This is a genomic window from Bacteroides sp. Phil13 (assembly GCF_001940965.1).
GTDB lineage: Bacteria > Bacteroidota > Bacteroidia > Bacteroidales > Bacteroidaceae > Bacteroides > Bacteroides intestinalis.
In genome coordinates this window covers 46,633-61,625 of sequence record NZ_MSHA01000049.1, presented here as the reverse complement: position 1 = coordinate 61,625, position 14,993 = coordinate 46,633, and the positions used below count along the sequence as shown (strand labels likewise).

The 14,993-nt window shown below is 43.2% G+C and carries 11 protein-coding genes and 1 pseudogene; 11 read left to right on the top strand and 1 reads right to left on the bottom strand.

Going from position 1 to position 14,993, the window contains the following annotated elements; translation table 11 throughout:
- Positions 1-335: 335 nt before the first annotated feature.
- The 4 genes and pseudogenes from BWI44_RS09080 (at position 336) to BWI44_RS09065 (ending at position 4,372) form a co-directional block, all read left to right on the top strand.
- A complete protein-coding gene (locus BWI44_RS09080; protein ID WP_118424593.1) occupies positions 336-908 on the top strand; it encodes a LemA family protein in 573 nt (190 codons plus the stop codon).
- A gap of 10 nt (positions 909-918) precedes the next feature.
- Positions 919-1,941, top strand: a complete 1,023-nt coding sequence (locus BWI44_RS09075; RefSeq protein ID WP_195208613.1) for a DUF3137 domain-containing protein — start codon at positions 919-921, stop codon at positions 1,939-1,941.
- A 14-nt stretch (positions 1,942-1,955) separates the two neighbouring features.
- Positions 1,956-3,268, top strand: a pseudogene (locus BWI44_RS09070) (hypothetical protein).
- A gap of 21 nt (positions 3,269-3,289) precedes the next feature.
- Positions 3,290-4,372 carry a trypsin-like peptidase domain-containing protein gene (locus tag BWI44_RS09065; RefSeq protein WP_025831419.1) on the top strand — a complete coding sequence of 361 codons (1,083 nt, stop codon included), beginning with the start codon at positions 3,290-3,292 and terminating at the stop codon, positions 4,370-4,372.
- 98 nt (positions 4,373-4,470) lie between these two features.
- Here the strand turns inward: BWI44_RS09065 and BWI44_RS09060 are convergent, their stop codons facing one another.
- Positions 4,471-5,022 (bottom strand): DUF3836 domain-containing protein, encoded by a 552-nt coding sequence (locus BWI44_RS09060; protein ID WP_195208610.1) that lies wholly within the window; start codon positions 5,020-5,022, stop codon positions 4,471-4,473.
- A 258-nt stretch (positions 5,023-5,280) separates the two neighbouring features.
- Between BWI44_RS09060 and BWI44_RS09055 the strand changes: the two genes are divergently transcribed.
- The 7 genes from BWI44_RS09055 (at position 5,281) to BWI44_RS09025 (ending at position 14,198) form a co-directional block, all read left to right on the top strand.
- Positions 5,281-7,539, top strand: a complete 2,259-nt coding sequence (locus BWI44_RS09055; RefSeq protein ID WP_286813000.1) for a sensor histidine kinase — start codon at positions 5,281-5,283, stop codon at positions 7,537-7,539.
- Positions 7,540-7,643: 104 nt separating this feature from the next.
- On the top strand, positions 7,644-8,504 hold the full coding sequence (locus BWI44_RS09050; protein ID WP_044534445.1) for a hypothetical protein: 861 nt from the start codon (positions 7,644-7,646) through the stop codon (positions 8,502-8,504).
- 186 nt (positions 8,505-8,690) lie between these two features.
- Positions 8,691-9,713: a PDDEXK nuclease domain-containing protein gene (locus tag BWI44_RS09045; protein ID WP_195208608.1), complete on the top strand. Its 1,023-nt coding sequence runs from the start codon at positions 8,691-8,693 to the stop codon at positions 9,711-9,713.
- Between the two features lie 33 nt (positions 9,714-9,746).
- Entirely contained in the window at positions 9,747-10,448 is a 702-nt protein-coding gene (locus BWI44_RS09040; protein WP_044534446.1) for a response regulator transcription factor, read from the top strand.
- A 475-nt stretch (positions 10,449-10,923) separates the two neighbouring features.
- The gene (locus BWI44_RS09035) at positions 10,924-11,490 is read left to right on the top strand and encodes a hypothetical protein (RefSeq protein ID WP_195208607.1); all 567 of its coding nucleotides are present in this window, start codon (positions 10,924-10,926) and stop codon (positions 11,488-11,490) included.
- 79 nt (positions 11,491-11,569) lie between these two features.
- Entirely contained in the window at positions 11,570-12,544 is a 975-nt protein-coding gene (locus tag BWI44_RS09030; protein ID WP_195208606.1) for a hypothetical protein, read from the top strand.
- A 13-nt stretch (positions 12,545-12,557) separates the two neighbouring features.
- The gene (locus BWI44_RS09025) at positions 12,558-14,198 is read left to right on the top strand and encodes a tetratricopeptide repeat protein (RefSeq protein ID WP_195208605.1); all 1,641 of its coding nucleotides are present in this window, start codon (positions 12,558-12,560) and stop codon (positions 14,196-14,198) included.
- Positions 14,199-14,993 lie beyond the last annotated feature (795 nt).

Below are 14,993 nucleotides of genomic sequence, written 5' to 3'. Positions count from 1 at the left end.
GGCTAACCGTTGGAAGGGAAAAAGTATAGGAATGCCTAAGAACGGAGCTAGCTATTGCATTTAATTCATTTTTTATCAAGCATGAATTAGATCATTATCCCTGTTTTGCCTGTTATTCTATCGGGCCATTCCCCTTATCATTGAAAATATCCCCTTGCCTCTTCTCTGCCTGATGATAATAATCAGTTGAAAAACATAGGTTTATAGTGAAAATGTTACTTTCTATTTGTCCCCCCCTGTTTCTTTCCTGTTTTATGTCTATCTTCTTATTTTTGTTCCGTTCTCGTAAGTAGATACGATACAACTATTATTAATCTATATCAGAAAGTAAAATTATGGAAAACCAGGGAATACTTCTTTATATCGGAATAGCCCTTATCATCTTATTGGTACTTTGGTATATCTGGACTGCCAATAATCTGATTGCAAAACGGAACCGAGTAAAGCAATGCCGTAGCGGCATTTGTGTGGCATTGAAGCAGCGGAACGATATGATACCGAATTTGGTAGCTGCCGTAAAGTCCTATATGGGGCATGAGAATGAGACGCTGACCCGTATCGCGGAACTTCGTTCACGAACTTTTCAGCCTTCACAGGAGACTGAACAGATAAGAACCGGTAATGAGCTTTCTTCTTTAATCTCCAAACTTCAATTATCCGTAGAAGATTACCCGGAACTGAAGGCAAGCGAGCAGTTCACCCGACTGCAAAGGAGCATTGAAGATATGGAATTGCAACTGCAAGCCATACGCCGCACCTATAATGCTGCGGTCACCGACTATAATAACTCCATTGAGATGTTTCCCTCTTCCATCGTGGCCGGCCGGCAGAATCATCATCAGGAAGAACTGATTGATATTCCCGAACAGGAACAGCGGAATGTGGATGTCAGTGCACTTTTAAAGTAGTAGATGTAATATGGAATCAATTGACTTCAGAAGCCTTTCCGAAAGGCTTCGTACCGAACTTTCCCGTGTATATTTCTGGCAGAAGATTGTTCGTATTCTGAGCATCATAGTCTATCTCTTTGTGTTTTGCTGGATGATGTTCGTCCTGTTTGGGGGCTATCTTGTTGGATATATCGGCTTAGAGAACTACAGTGTGGTTACGCAATACATTTTCCCGGTCTTTATGGGATTTATTGTGCTGAACTTCGCATTCAGCCGCTCTCTTATGAAATTCCAAGGGCAGGAAAATGATATCATGCGCAGCATTATGTCTGCTATGTTTCCATCCGTTCTTTTCTCCTTCTCTTCGCAACTGGACCAGCGTATATTATCCGGTAGCAGGCTCTTTAATTCTTCTTTCTCCGATCCGGCACTGGCGGCTACCACCTATGCTTATCTGGAAGTGCCGTGGGGAGATCGTACCCTTTATATAGCCGATATAGGGGTTTCCTATGGACTGATGAATAAGTTGGAACTGAATTCTGTAACAGGCTATTTGGTGATGCTTTACCGCTATGTACTCCGTCCGCTGTTCGCCTCCAGGTACGAAAGTAGTGCGCATAACTTCCGCGGGATGTTTGGCTGGTGTCGTCTGGAGCGTAGTTTTAAGGGCAGCACGATTATCCTGCCCGACCATCTGGAACAAAAGGCCGGCTATCTGGCAAAGAATATCCAGGGCTTGAAGAAACGCTATAATGCCCGCTTCGTTCATCTGGAAGACCCGGATTTCGAAAAGTATTTCGTGGTTTATGCCGATGACGAAGTAACCGCCCGTATGATACTGACACCGGCGGTCATGCGCCGGATTACCCGTCTGCGCGAAACATTCGGGCACGATATGATGCTCTCTTTCAACAAAGGTACTTTTTATTATGCAGGAGTGATGCCCGACGGTTTCCTCTGCCTTCGCAAGCGGGCACTGGACAATGAACATCTGCTTGAAGAGATATACAATGATATAAACCTTGCCTGTCAGGTGACAGATATTCTTTAAAACCATATTATAACATGAAACAAACACTTACATTTATTCCTCCCGTAGTGGACTCCACGCAAAGTTCCATTCATACGGAGGCTTACGAAAAGAGCGTGGACTTGTATAACCAAGGCGAGTACCTGCAAGCTTTCCACAGTTTGCTGGATTACCTGAATGCGGACTTTCGGACGAAGTATGGCAATGCGGATGGTACTGAATTTCATATTCCCCACGGTTCTATCCTGGTGCATATTTCTGTAAAAGACGGATTTTACCGTATCAGTGCCGACTTCCTGAACTTGCCCGAGAAAGGGCGTGTAGCCATGCTTCGACAGATTGCAGACCTGAATCTGAACAAGTTGCTGTTGCCTCGCTTTGTGAAGGACAACGATAAGTTGAGAATGGAGTACACGTGTTCTCTCTCGCAGAGCCATCCCCATAAGATGTACTTCGTGTTACAGAATATCTGCCATATCGGTGATAAATATGATGACGAGTTCTGTACGAAGTTCGGTGCTACGCGGTGCTATGAGCCGCAGGCACCTCTTATCCGCAGGAAGAGATAGACCGCATTTATGAAGGTTTGCAAATCTTGGGCCGCGAAACACTGGAAGTCGTGAAAGAGTATGATGCCGACCGGAAATATGGCTACTCTTGGAATGTGCTCGATACGACTTTCTATCAGATTTCCTACTTTGCTCGTCCGCAAGGCCAGTTATTGAATGATCTTGATAAAGCGGTGGACGATATGGATGCCGAACTGCCTACTGCCGAGGTGGTAGCGAAAGGAAAGGCTTTCCTTGAGAAATTGCTCGCCATGCCTAAGGAGGAACTGGCGGCTGATCTTTATTTCGTAGATACATTGGTGTCTACCAAGCGCCGTTCGTCCCTGAAGAATATGCAGGAGAACTTTATGAGTGTCTATAAAGAAGCTACTGAAGCCATTCAGACGGAAAATTATGAGCGGAGTGCGGTACGTCTGCTCTATATTTTCTATGAGGCTTACTTCTATAATGATGTGCAGGATGATATTAACGTAATTCTTTCGCATGCGCTTGAGAAAGCAAGCGGCAAGTCGATGGAGGATGCATCTGAAATCCTTTACAATGCGATGGATAAAATAATGGAAGGTGACCTGGAACCGGATGAAGATGACCTGGAAGAGATATCGGCAGAAGCCATCGAACAAATGCAGGGTATGGCAGCATCTCTGCAAGAGGAAATCATGAAGGCGCAGGCCGATATGCAGGCTGCCATGATGAGGGGAGATATGGCCGAGTATATGCGTCTGGCGCAGGAACTTCAACAGAAGATGATGCAACAGGCACTTGGCGGACAACAATAACAGATTAAAAACAATGAATCAATGGAACAGAACAATATATATCAGTTGGTTTTCAAAGTAACCCATGCAGGTGGATCAGGCAGCTGTTTCTATCTGAAAGACTATGATCTTTTTGTGACGAACTACCATGTGGTGAAAGGCTTTCATGCAGTGGCGGTACATGATAATGACCGGAATCCTTATCTGGCTAAGGTGGTACTGGTGAACCCTTCATTGGACATAGCCCTGCTGTCCGTAGACGGTGATTTCTCAGCTCTGCCTTCCCTGAATCTGGCAGGAGATAATTCCTTGTCCATCGGTGGAAAGGTTTGTGTGGCCGGTTATCCTTATGGCATGCCTTTTACGGTGACCGAAGGCTCTGTGTCTTCGCCCAAACAGCTGGTGGATGGAAAGTACTATATACAGACTGATGCGGCAGTGAATCCCGGTAACTCCGGCGGTCCTATCTTCAATGAAAAGAACGAAGTGGTAGGTGTAACGGTGAGTAAGCTGAGTAATGCCGACAATATGGGTTTCGGCATCCGTGTGGAAGCATTACGGAAGCTGCTTGAATTTGTGGAGGCTGTGGACCGTACAGCTTTTCAGGTGCAGTGCGACAGTTGTGACGAGCTGATATCGGAAGAGGAAGAATTCTGCCCTTCATGCGGCGAAAAGCTGCCCGAGGGTATCTTTGAAGAGCGCGAACCGTCTTCATTGAGTACCTTCTGCGAACGTGCCATCCGTGAGATGGGAGTTAATCCGGTTCTTGCGCGTGACGGTTATGACTCCTGGACATTCCATAAAGGCAGTTCCGAAGTGCGTATCTTTGTTTATGAAAATACTTATCTGTTTGCTGTTTCTCCTATCAATCTGTTGCCAAAGAAAGAGGTGGAAAGGGTGCTCGATTATATCCTGGGTGAAGATTTCAGTCCTTACAAACTCGGTATTGAAGGACGCCAGATCTACATAGCATATCGTGTACATCTGTCTGACATTACGGATGCATCGGAAGATGAAATCCTGACTAATCTGGTGAATCTGGCATTGAAAGCCGATGAGATGGATAATATGATGGTAGAAGAGTTTGGTTGCGAATTTTCTGAATATTCTAAACACGAAGACTGACTTTAAGTAATAATTGCAAACGCGGCTGCCTGAAAGATTATCTTTTGGCAGTCGCGTTTTTCATTGGAAACTGTAAGAGAGAATTCTTGTTAGAGTAATTATCTGTTTGCCAGCAAAGCGTTGTTCCAATTTGTTGCATTGTGTTCTGTTACCAGATTCCAGGAGTTGTTTTTCTCATTCCAGTTGTAAGCCATGTAGTTCATGCCATTCTCGTTCATCTGATAAACGGCTTTGGATTTCACATTCGTGTAGTCACCGTCTTTGCTGTTCCATGCTACATATTCCACGCCTACTTCATTATCGGTGTAGCTGAAGTTGAGGCAATACTGTTTTTCGAAGCGGCTGTTGTCCTGGTTCCATTTCAGGATTTCCTTTGCTGATACACGTCCTTTTTCATCATGTGTGTAGTTGTATTGCAGGTGGCGTTCCAAGTACTTGCCTTCTTTTACTTTATAGACTGTCTGGGTTTCTACACCGTTTTCCTGTTTCTCACTGTTGTAAGCGAAGTCTTTTACGTTGTTACCACTTACTGCGTTTACTACGGATGTCAATGCGAATACTACTGATAATACTAAAGCTTTCATAATGATTTTATTTTTTAAGTTATACATTTCGTTACTTTTGATGTTGCAAAGATAGGGCAGGGGCATGAGGATGAATGTTATCGTAATGTTATCATTAGGTTAACGACACTTTTACGACTCTGGAGAACTCTCTTGTTTTTTTAGAGTTGTATGTATTTTTGTATTCCTCTTTTAATCAGTGAGATGCTGATTTCCATTCGTTTCTTTTCATTGTACCTTGCCATTGGCTGGAAAGAACGCATTCTCGTCCGATATAAAAAGTAGTGCATTACTTCGTGATCCATAGTTATTTGCTATTTTTGCAGGCGAATATAAACGGATAAGATGAAATTACGTACTGTCATCTCTCTTTCACTGGTGAGTCTGATTGCTGTTGTGTTGATACAGTTGGGCGGAATGCTTTATGCTTTTCATGCACAGATGCAGGAAGCGGAGAAATCACTGAACAAGTGCTTCTGGATGTCTTTCACGGAGACAGTGGATAATCTGGTGAACAACCTTCCTTATCCTGATAATTCAATAGCTATCATAGCGTATGCACCCAATCCTAAATACAAGCGGATAGATGGGGATGAAAGGAATAAGCGCACTTCCCAACAGGCGGCACAGGCTTTGCAACGGGTGTATGGAATAAAAGAAATTCCGTTGGCCACCATAGATAGCGTGTTGCACAATAAGTTGCGGAAGTTAGACATGGATGGAACGCTGACCGTGGAGCGCATTAATGTAAATACAAATGAGGTGCTGGCAAGTACCAATCCTCAGGTAAGTATCCGTAACTTTGCCGCTGTTACTTCCGAAACAGCTTTCACCTTTAAATCCCGTGGGGAGGCTGTCCGTGCCATTCTTTCTTTCCCTGCCAGGGAGATGGAGAAGAGACTCCTGTTACTGTCATTCATTACATGGCTATTGCTGGGTACGGCTGTCTATGCCTTGATTGTACAGATGAAGTCGGTATTCCGCCAACGGCATGACTTGCAGAAACAACAACAGGACTTCTATACGTTGGCCGAAGAAATGAAACATCCCGTCAGCTGGATGAAGAACTTGATAACCACAGAAAACTGGCAAGAGATAGAGGCACAAAGCAACGTACTCTTTGAGAGAACCAATGCTACTCTGACACATGCCAAAGCAGAAATCCGGCAAAGAAGTACGGGCAGGCCTATTTCTCTTAAAGCAATTTCTATGGTCAGCTTGGCGGGAGTATTCCTGTTGCTGGCTGTCTGGTCGGGATATTTGTATTACACGACCTCTCAAAAGATACGGTATCAGGCGGAGGAGCAATTGGAAGAGGCTTTCTACCGGGAGGCAGACTTACATAGATATCCGCTTTTCACTAAGGCTAACCCTGATTTTAATTGGGATAGCTCGCCGGGAGAATTTCTCCCTTATCCGCTGCGTATGATGGACGAGCTTTATAAGGTATATCTGGAGAAAGGTTATCGCTACCGAATACAGTTGCTTACCATTCGGCATCTTTACAATAAGTTTGATGAAGGCTTCCGTATGAAGACGGCTTATGATATACAGGATACGATCAGTCTGCGTAGCCGTGTGCCTATTCCGTTCTCCTTGCAGTTTGCCGACAGTGTGTTCAGAAAACAGCTTTTGGAAACAGGTTTTCCGGATAGGGCGGATATCCATTGGATCAGATATCCGTCCCGGGAGTTGATACTTTATACAGGTAGTCCGGCTATTGACTTCGGGGATATCACTACCCGGTTGTTTCCGTTGGATAAGGATAGTACGAGTTGCATCTTTGCTGTGGTTCGTTCACCACAACGTACTATAATGAGTGCCACTTGGTATATGCAGGTGCCGCTGCTTATTGCTTTCCTTTTCGTATCTCTCTGTGTTTTCTTTCAGATACGTATGTTGCGGGCGCAGCATCGGTTGGAACAGTTTCAGAAGGACTTTACTTACTCCATGATACACGATATGAAGTCACCGTTGCAGTCTGTCATGATGGGAGCGCATATCCTCGCAGGTGGTAAGTTGACGGATAAGCCTGAGAAGCAGCTCCGTTACAGGCAAGTGATGGGGGATGAGTGCGAACATTTGCTGACGCTTTCCAATCGTGTAGTAATGTTGACAGAGATAGATCGTGGAGAACTGGAACTACATAAAGAAGAAGTTGCCCTAAGACCGTTGCTGCGGGATATAGCGGAAAAGTATCAGTTGAAAGCGGCGAAGACGGTTCATTTCGATATCGATTGTGAAGAAGGATGTAGTGTTTATGCGGATGCTTTCTGTCTGCGTGAGATACTTTCCAACTTGGTGGACAATGCCGTCAAGTACTCTAATGAAGAGGTTCTGATTATTCTTTCAGGTAAAAAGACAGAGGATGAAACCATTGTTAGAGTGCATGATAACGGTATTGGTATTCCTTTGAGCGAACAGCATAAGATATTCAATAAGTTCGAGAGGGCTGCTTCCGGCAGTCGTAAGACGGGGGCATCAGGTTTCGGATTAGGATTGAATTATGTGTTGCAGGTGGTGAGTGCCCACGGTGGTATGGTGAAGGTAGAAAGTGCGGAAGGGAGTTACAGTGAATTTACGCTACAATTCCCCTTGCGTTAAAAAAGCCTGCTGGCAAAGATGAAATGTGCTCAACTATTTGTTATTCAGATAGGGTTTTGCTATTTTTGTATACAGAGTCCGTAAAAAAACAAAGGAGGTAGATTATGACACGCAGGGTTGGCATATCTTGGCTCCCAATTCGTTGGGGATTATTTTTTCTGTTCATTTCTGGTTTGCAGTTGCTTTCTGCACAGGAAGATAGTGCACGTTTCACTCTTGATAGCATGTTGATAAAGCCGAAAGCTGCATTTCAGCTTCCATCCGTCAACCTGCTTCCCGAAAAGACTGTATATCCTTTGATTAATCCTATACAGTTAGGTGATTTACCTTCTTTCTCCTTGAAAGAGGAACTCCGTATCCCCTATCATATAAATCCTTCTCCACTATTCCGGGGCGATTATAGCACAGGAGGTGTATTAAGGCAATTTCCTCATGGAGCGGTATTCGGTTCCGGGAGCCAGACCAGTCTTCCGGGCATCGGGCGTTTCAATAATGCTTCCTTAGGATATCAGCATATCTTTAACGATCGGCTATCGTTGCAACTTCGTGCCAATGCCATGAAGATAAATATGTCTCGCATCACCGGGCAAGCCTTCAGTACTGCGGGCAGGCTGACTTATCGTGCTTCCGACCGGGTTGCCTTCAATGTCTTCGGTTCGTATGATATCGGTAATTCTTATGGGATGAGCACTAATAGTTATGGTGCTACGATGTCTCTTGATATGTCCGAACGTTTTGGTGTAGAGGTCGGTGCCCAGCGCTATTACGATGCCATGCGTGGGGGGTGGCAGACGGTCCCCGTTGTGATACCTTATTATCGCTTCGAGAAGTTTAAGCTGGGGTTGGATGTAGGTGGAATAATATACGAGATTCTGCGTAGCGCGGTGTTTGATAATCGTGGCGGCGGTGACTTTGGTGGCGGCCCTACGATTAGACCGCCAAAGTTCTCATTTCCAATAAAATAATTTCCTAAATCTTTCTTGATATGTACCGGATCATTGAGATGTGCCAGTTGTGCAAGCCTGTTGTGCATATCCTTTTGTGAAAAGCATTCTTGCGATAATTAGCATAAGAATGAATGATATTGCAATGCTATCTTCGGGTTAACGAATAATTTATTACTTTTGTGGCTGATATCATAACTGATAAAGATGGAGTTAGATAAGTCATTAAAGGTAGATTTTCTTTCAGAAATCAAAGGAATCATCCAGCAGGCACGTACTAATGCTGTACGAAGTGTAGACTTCTGTCGTGTACAGATGTATTGGACGCTTGGGAAGCGTATTTTTGAAGAGGAGCAGAATGGAAGGGAGCGTGCCGATTATGGAGCTTACTTACTGAAAAATCTCTCTAAAGAACTTGTCCCGGAATTTGGCAGTGGGTTTTCTTATCGTCAATTGGCTTTCTGCCGCCAATTTTATAAAACTTATCCAATTGTGAACGCATTGCGTTCACAATTCAATTGGACTCAATATAGGCTTCTTATTCAAATAGATAATCCGGATAAGCGGGAATATTACGAACTGGAAGCGATGAACAATTGTTGGACAGCGCGTGAGTTAGAACGCCAAATTAATTCAGGCCTTTATGAACGTTTGTTATTAAGTAATGATAAGGAAGCCGTTTTGGCTGTAGCGCGTAGAGAGCGTATCCCGGAGACACCTTTGGAAATCATTAAAGATCCTATGGTGCTGGAGTTTCTTGGTTTGAAAAAGGAAGCGGCATATTATGAAAAAGACCTTGAACAGGCATTGATTACCCATTTGCAGGATTTCTTGTTAGAATTAGGGAATGGTTTTTCTTTTGTGGCCCGGCAAAAGCGTCTGCTACTTGAAGATGACGAATTCTTTGCAGATTTGGTTTTTTATAATCGCCTGCTACGCTGTTTTGTTGTTATAGAATTAAAAACCCGGAAGATAACCCATGAGGATATAGGGCAGTTACAAATGTATGTGAACTATTATGATCGGGAGGAAAAACTTTCGGAAGAGAATCCTACTATCGGGATATTGCTATGTGCAGATAAAAATAATATGGTAGTTCGTTATTCATTACCAGAAAATAATACTACCATATTGTCAAGTAAATACCAGATTTATTTACCTTCAGAGGAGCAACTTGTGAAAACGCTTAAGCAAGAATTGGAAGAGCGAAGGTTAATTGATAATTTATAGTATAGTTAAGTTAATACAATTCATATCAAAGACATGGATACAATAAAGTTATTGTTAGTTGAGGACGATCCCAGCCTGCGTTACATCGTTCAGAGCGGATTGGAAGATATCATAGAGGGCTATGAGGTGTTGGCAGCTGCCAATGGTGAAGAAGGATTGGCAATGTGGAGGGAGCATCGTCCCGATGTCATTCTTTCGGATATAGAAATGCCCGTCATGGATGGTTATGAGATGGTGAAGCGCATCCGTGAGGTGGATAAAGAGACGCCTATAATCTTTTCTTCCGGTTTGGTTTCTCCCAAAAATGTATTGAAAGGCTATGAGTTGGGAGCCAACAATTATATCAAGAAACCTTTCATTCCCGAAGAACTGGATGCCCATATTCATGCTTTGTTGAAACTCTCCAAAGGTGAAAAGAGTAAGGACGAAAGCGAATGTTACAAGATTGGAAAGGAATATGTGCTTGATGCTACGCACGCCATATTGAAACATTCTTCCGGTGAAAACAAGACATTGACCGCCCGTGAAGCAGGACTGTTGCAAATGCTTTGTGAGAACAGAGGGGATGTAGTACGCCGTGAAGCCATTCTTGATAAGTTTTGGAATACGGAAGATGATTATTTTGCTTCCCGCAGCCTGGATGTATTTGTCACGAAACTCCGTAAGTTGATAGCTGAAGATTCATCAGTCAGCATTAAAACGGTGAAAGGTGTGGGGCTGATGCTGGAAGAATGAAACATTAGTAATTAAGAATGTAAATACCGGGATAATGAGATATAAATTTCATCATCCCGTTTTTTTTGGAATACAAGTTATAAAGGAAGTTGCTTTTCTTGCAGATGAATCGGAGAAAATATCTGATTCCTGAAAAAGATGTTATCCGGTTCGGAGAAGTGGATCAGATAGTAGTAATTATAAAAATATGGAGACAAGGAAGAAAGCATATATCTGATGACAGATAATATTGCTCCTCCATTGGTTCTTCATGAAAAGCTGTGGGTGGAATCAGTCCCTTTATGCAAATGTCCCCTTATTTGTCTATCCTTTCTATCGAGTTATTATTTGAAAAACAGTTGTTTAGTTTGTGGGTTGTCCCCTTCATTTATCCCCCACGATTGTTTCATTATTTACAGGTTACTTTTTACTTTTGTTTTCATACGATAACCAGGAAAGATGGAACTATTATTAATTATTATAAAAAGTAATATTTATGGAAAATCAAACAAAACTCTACCCAAGCTATATGGGTGAATTCTATGCAGCAAACCCGTTGAAATTTGAAAAAAGAAAGAACAATGTTAAGCCGATGCTTTATTATGGATTGGCTGTAGTCGCTGTTATTATTGTTATTTTTCCTGGTTTTATCCCTGTAGCGGGTTGGTTGGTTCGGACGGTCGGAGTAATTGCTGTATTAATATGCTTGCTTGCGGCGTATTTGAGCAATTTCGATTATTATAATAGCGAGAGTGGGGGTAAGATCAAAGAGGTGGGCTTGAAGAAGTTCAAGCGTGATGAAACCGATATAGACAGAATCCTGGAAGCGTTTCTCAGAAAAGACTTTGAGTATCTGGCTGATTTGCCCGGAGCATACAGTGCACCGGTCCAGATTCATGTGGAAGAGGATAAATTAGGGCAGGAGATGTATTGCTTACTGACTTCTTATGATTCTGACAGCAACATTATCGGTCTGACCAATGTCCTGACCTTATCAGGAAACGATTATCTTGATCATGCGGATGTAATCAGGCAGATGCTTAAAGATGCGGAAAACGACTGATTCTTATTAATTGTAGGACCTGATGAAAAAGCTGGTTTTGCTTTTGCCTTTCTGAATGTCCGCTTGCTTTTCTGTATTTATGAGTAGAAAGAAATTTAGGCCCAAACAGCAATCGGTTCAGGGCGAAGATGCCTCCCGACGGCAGCTGAAGAAAAGAACGGCACTATGGAAAATCCTGGTGCCTGTCTTTGTCTTTCTTTTCCTGTTGCATTGCAGGATGTGGTATATAGAAGAGGAAATGCTGATGCATACTGCATTCTCTTCCGGCAGCTATTTAGGATTGAACCGGAAAATCGTTATTCTCCTTATGACGATAACGATGTGTAGCTGGATGGTTTATATCTGTAAGAAAAGCACCGGGAAGTGGTATCATTGGAGAAACTTTGTCTATGCTTTTATGTGTGGAGCTGCCGTAGTAGGGTTGTGTACCAATATACTGGTGGTTTTTCTGTTCTGGTTGAACAGTTGTTTTACTTCCGGTATGCAGACCCGTGAGTATATAATTGTCAATATCGCTCCCCACGACCGGACGCGTAAAAGTCACAATCCCCGTTCTGCTGCATGGTTGCTGAATACATTTTCTTACGGGGAGATATTTATACAAGGTGACCGTTACATTCGCATCTACTTGCCCATTGACTCTGCATACCGGCTCAGCGATGAACGAGACATCTATCTTAAAATAGAGTTGGAAGACGGCTGGCTGGGATGGGGGGTAATACGGAAGATCAATTCGGTGACCACAACAAAAGTATCGGAAAAAGTAGAAGTTCGTTTCCTTGAAGATGAGCAGGCACAGGCGCCTGATTCTTGTTTGCACGAAAAAAGTGAAAACGCTTTTAAGTATACATGGAGGGATATTCATATCTTTGCCAAACTGAGGAATATTAATTTATCGGATACTACCCACGTCAGTGTAAATCAGTATATAGACGGGCAAAAAGGTATTCCGGTATGGGAGATTGATATACGCGATTCCATTCAGCCGGATATGGCCAGAGTGATATTGATTCATGGAGAGACTGGAGAAGTGATGATGGATTCGTACGAATAACACGATATTGAAGATGAGATTGAAGAGTTTGATAGGGATAATCCTGTGGGGCGGTATGTTGGTTGCTTGTGGACCTGATAATCGCGTGGCCTTGGCAGAGAAACTGATGGCGGAAAAGGAGACAGACAGTGCCATAGTAGTGATGAATAAGATTAAGGAACCGTTGCATAACTTATCGAAGCGCGACTATGCACTTTATGCCTTGCTGATGTCCGAGGCTGTCCACAGGAAGCAACAGTTGAATGCAGCTACAGATACCCTGTTGCTACCGGCTATTAAATATTTCAGCCAATCGGGCGATTCTCTGTATGCCGAACGGGCCCTTTACTGCAAAGCACATCTGGACAGACGGCTTAACCGGATGAGCGATGCCATGCAGTCTTTTCTGAAGGCTCTGCTTTTCCTGCAAAATAGTGGTAATCATGAGCAGCTCTACCGGGTGAATACCTGGTTGGGAGTTGTCTGCCTGAATCAGGAAGAATATTCCGGCAAGGTGCGTTATTCCAAAGAAGCCTTGAAAGCGGCTTTGGATTTGGGAAATATGTTCTATAAGAATATGGCCTTGTGCGATATTTCTACTGGATATTTGTTTTTGAATCAATTGGATAGCGCCCTTTATTATGCTCAGGCGGCCTATGAGGCGGCTTTAGCCGATTCTGTTCCTCGGCAGCTTCCTTTCATCTATACAAATCTGGGTAGTATCTATTCCCGGCAAGGAGAGCCTGCCAAAGCACTGGATTATATAAATAAATCAATAGCTCTTCGTCCGGCTAAGGATACTGTGAGAATTCTTTCGCTCTATGGGGCAAAGTTGGAGTTGTTTGGGAAACTGGGACAATATGATTCGGCATATCACTATTTTCAGAAAGTTATCTCCAGCCCAAATCCTTCTTCGGTGGCTGACGCCTATAATAATATGGCGAAAATATATCATAAGATGGGCCGTGCTTCAGATGCCTATCCTATGCTACAGCGCTTCATTGAGTTGTCCGATACCATACGCAAGTATCGTCATACTGAGGAAGCCATTGCATTGCAAGAGCTTTATAAACACGAACAGCTTTCGGTAGAAAACCTGTATTGGCGTACCCGGGCTGCGGAAAGGCAGCGTAATGTGTATTGGATGACTACAATCTCTCTGTTGCTGGTTTGGGTGGCAAGTGCGGTATATTTCATCTATCGCCGTAACCGCAACCATCTGATGGCACAGCAGCATCAGCTTGTAAAAAAGGAAAAAGAATTGGCGCAGCAACGTGAGATCACTTCCGAAAACCTCCGGCGCATGGTGGAGCTGGAGCAGAAGGAAGCTAAGCTGAAAGAAACTTTTTTCAGGAGACTCAGCCAGAAGGTGGTGCAGGAAATTGAAAGAGGGGGAAATGTGATTCTTTCCGATGAAGACTGGGACGATATTGTGCAGAATGCCGACATCATCTTCAATAACTTCACGAAACGCCTGCAACAGACCTATCCGAGTCTGAATAAAGATGATTTGCGTTATTGTTGTATGGTGAAAATGCAATTATCCCAGTCGGGCATGGCGCAGGTGATGCATTTGGAGCGGGATTCTGTGAAGAAACGTCTGAAACGTATCCGTATGGAGAAGATGGGGGCGGATAGTGGTGTTACGTTGGAAGAACTGCTGTATAACTTTTAAAGTAAAAAGACAGCCTCGTTCCCTTGTTAACTCGTCTCCTCGTCAACTAATTCAAATCCGTGCAAATAGATACCAAGTTCTTCATACTTATATAGTTTGTTTGGTTTGTTGCAAATATATGGGGATTTGAATTGCAGTATTGTATACAGATTTGTTATACCAATTTTGCGGAGATGTTTTATTTGTCTTGGGACTCAGAAGAAGGAGGATGTGTCTGTAAAAACACATCCTCCCGTCTACCTTGCTTGCAGGTATACCAGAGCTGAAGTTTTCAGGTCTAATTTAAATAGTCAAAGGTGAGTAGCAATGCAATTGCGTTGCGTTTGCGACTTTTCGGCCGTCCGGCTTCCACATGGCCCGATTTGACTCACCTTTGAGTATTTTATTTTTTATATATTAATGCTAATTTGCTGCCAAAAGGATACAAAAAAAGCGTGGAACGTCACACTTTCAAATGTTCTAGAAGGAACTACCAATCCCAACAACACAAATGAAAGGAACGCCCACGCCTATAGAGACGCAGGCGTTCAGTCATTTTTCACGTGTTGTATGTTATGCCAAAGGCACAACGAAAATTGGTAGTTTTCTAGAACGCAAAAAAGCTGAACGCTTCGATATTTTATTTCAAAGAACAGAAGGGATACCCCTTGCCGATTAACAGCAGCACAAATATAGTAAATTCTTGAATTAAAAAGCTTTTTACTCTTTTATTTTTCCTATAAAGCTTTCTTTTTTTACTTTCAAAAGGATGTCAAAAGTCTCCGTAACCCCAGTGTACAACAGTTTCCTTTCAGG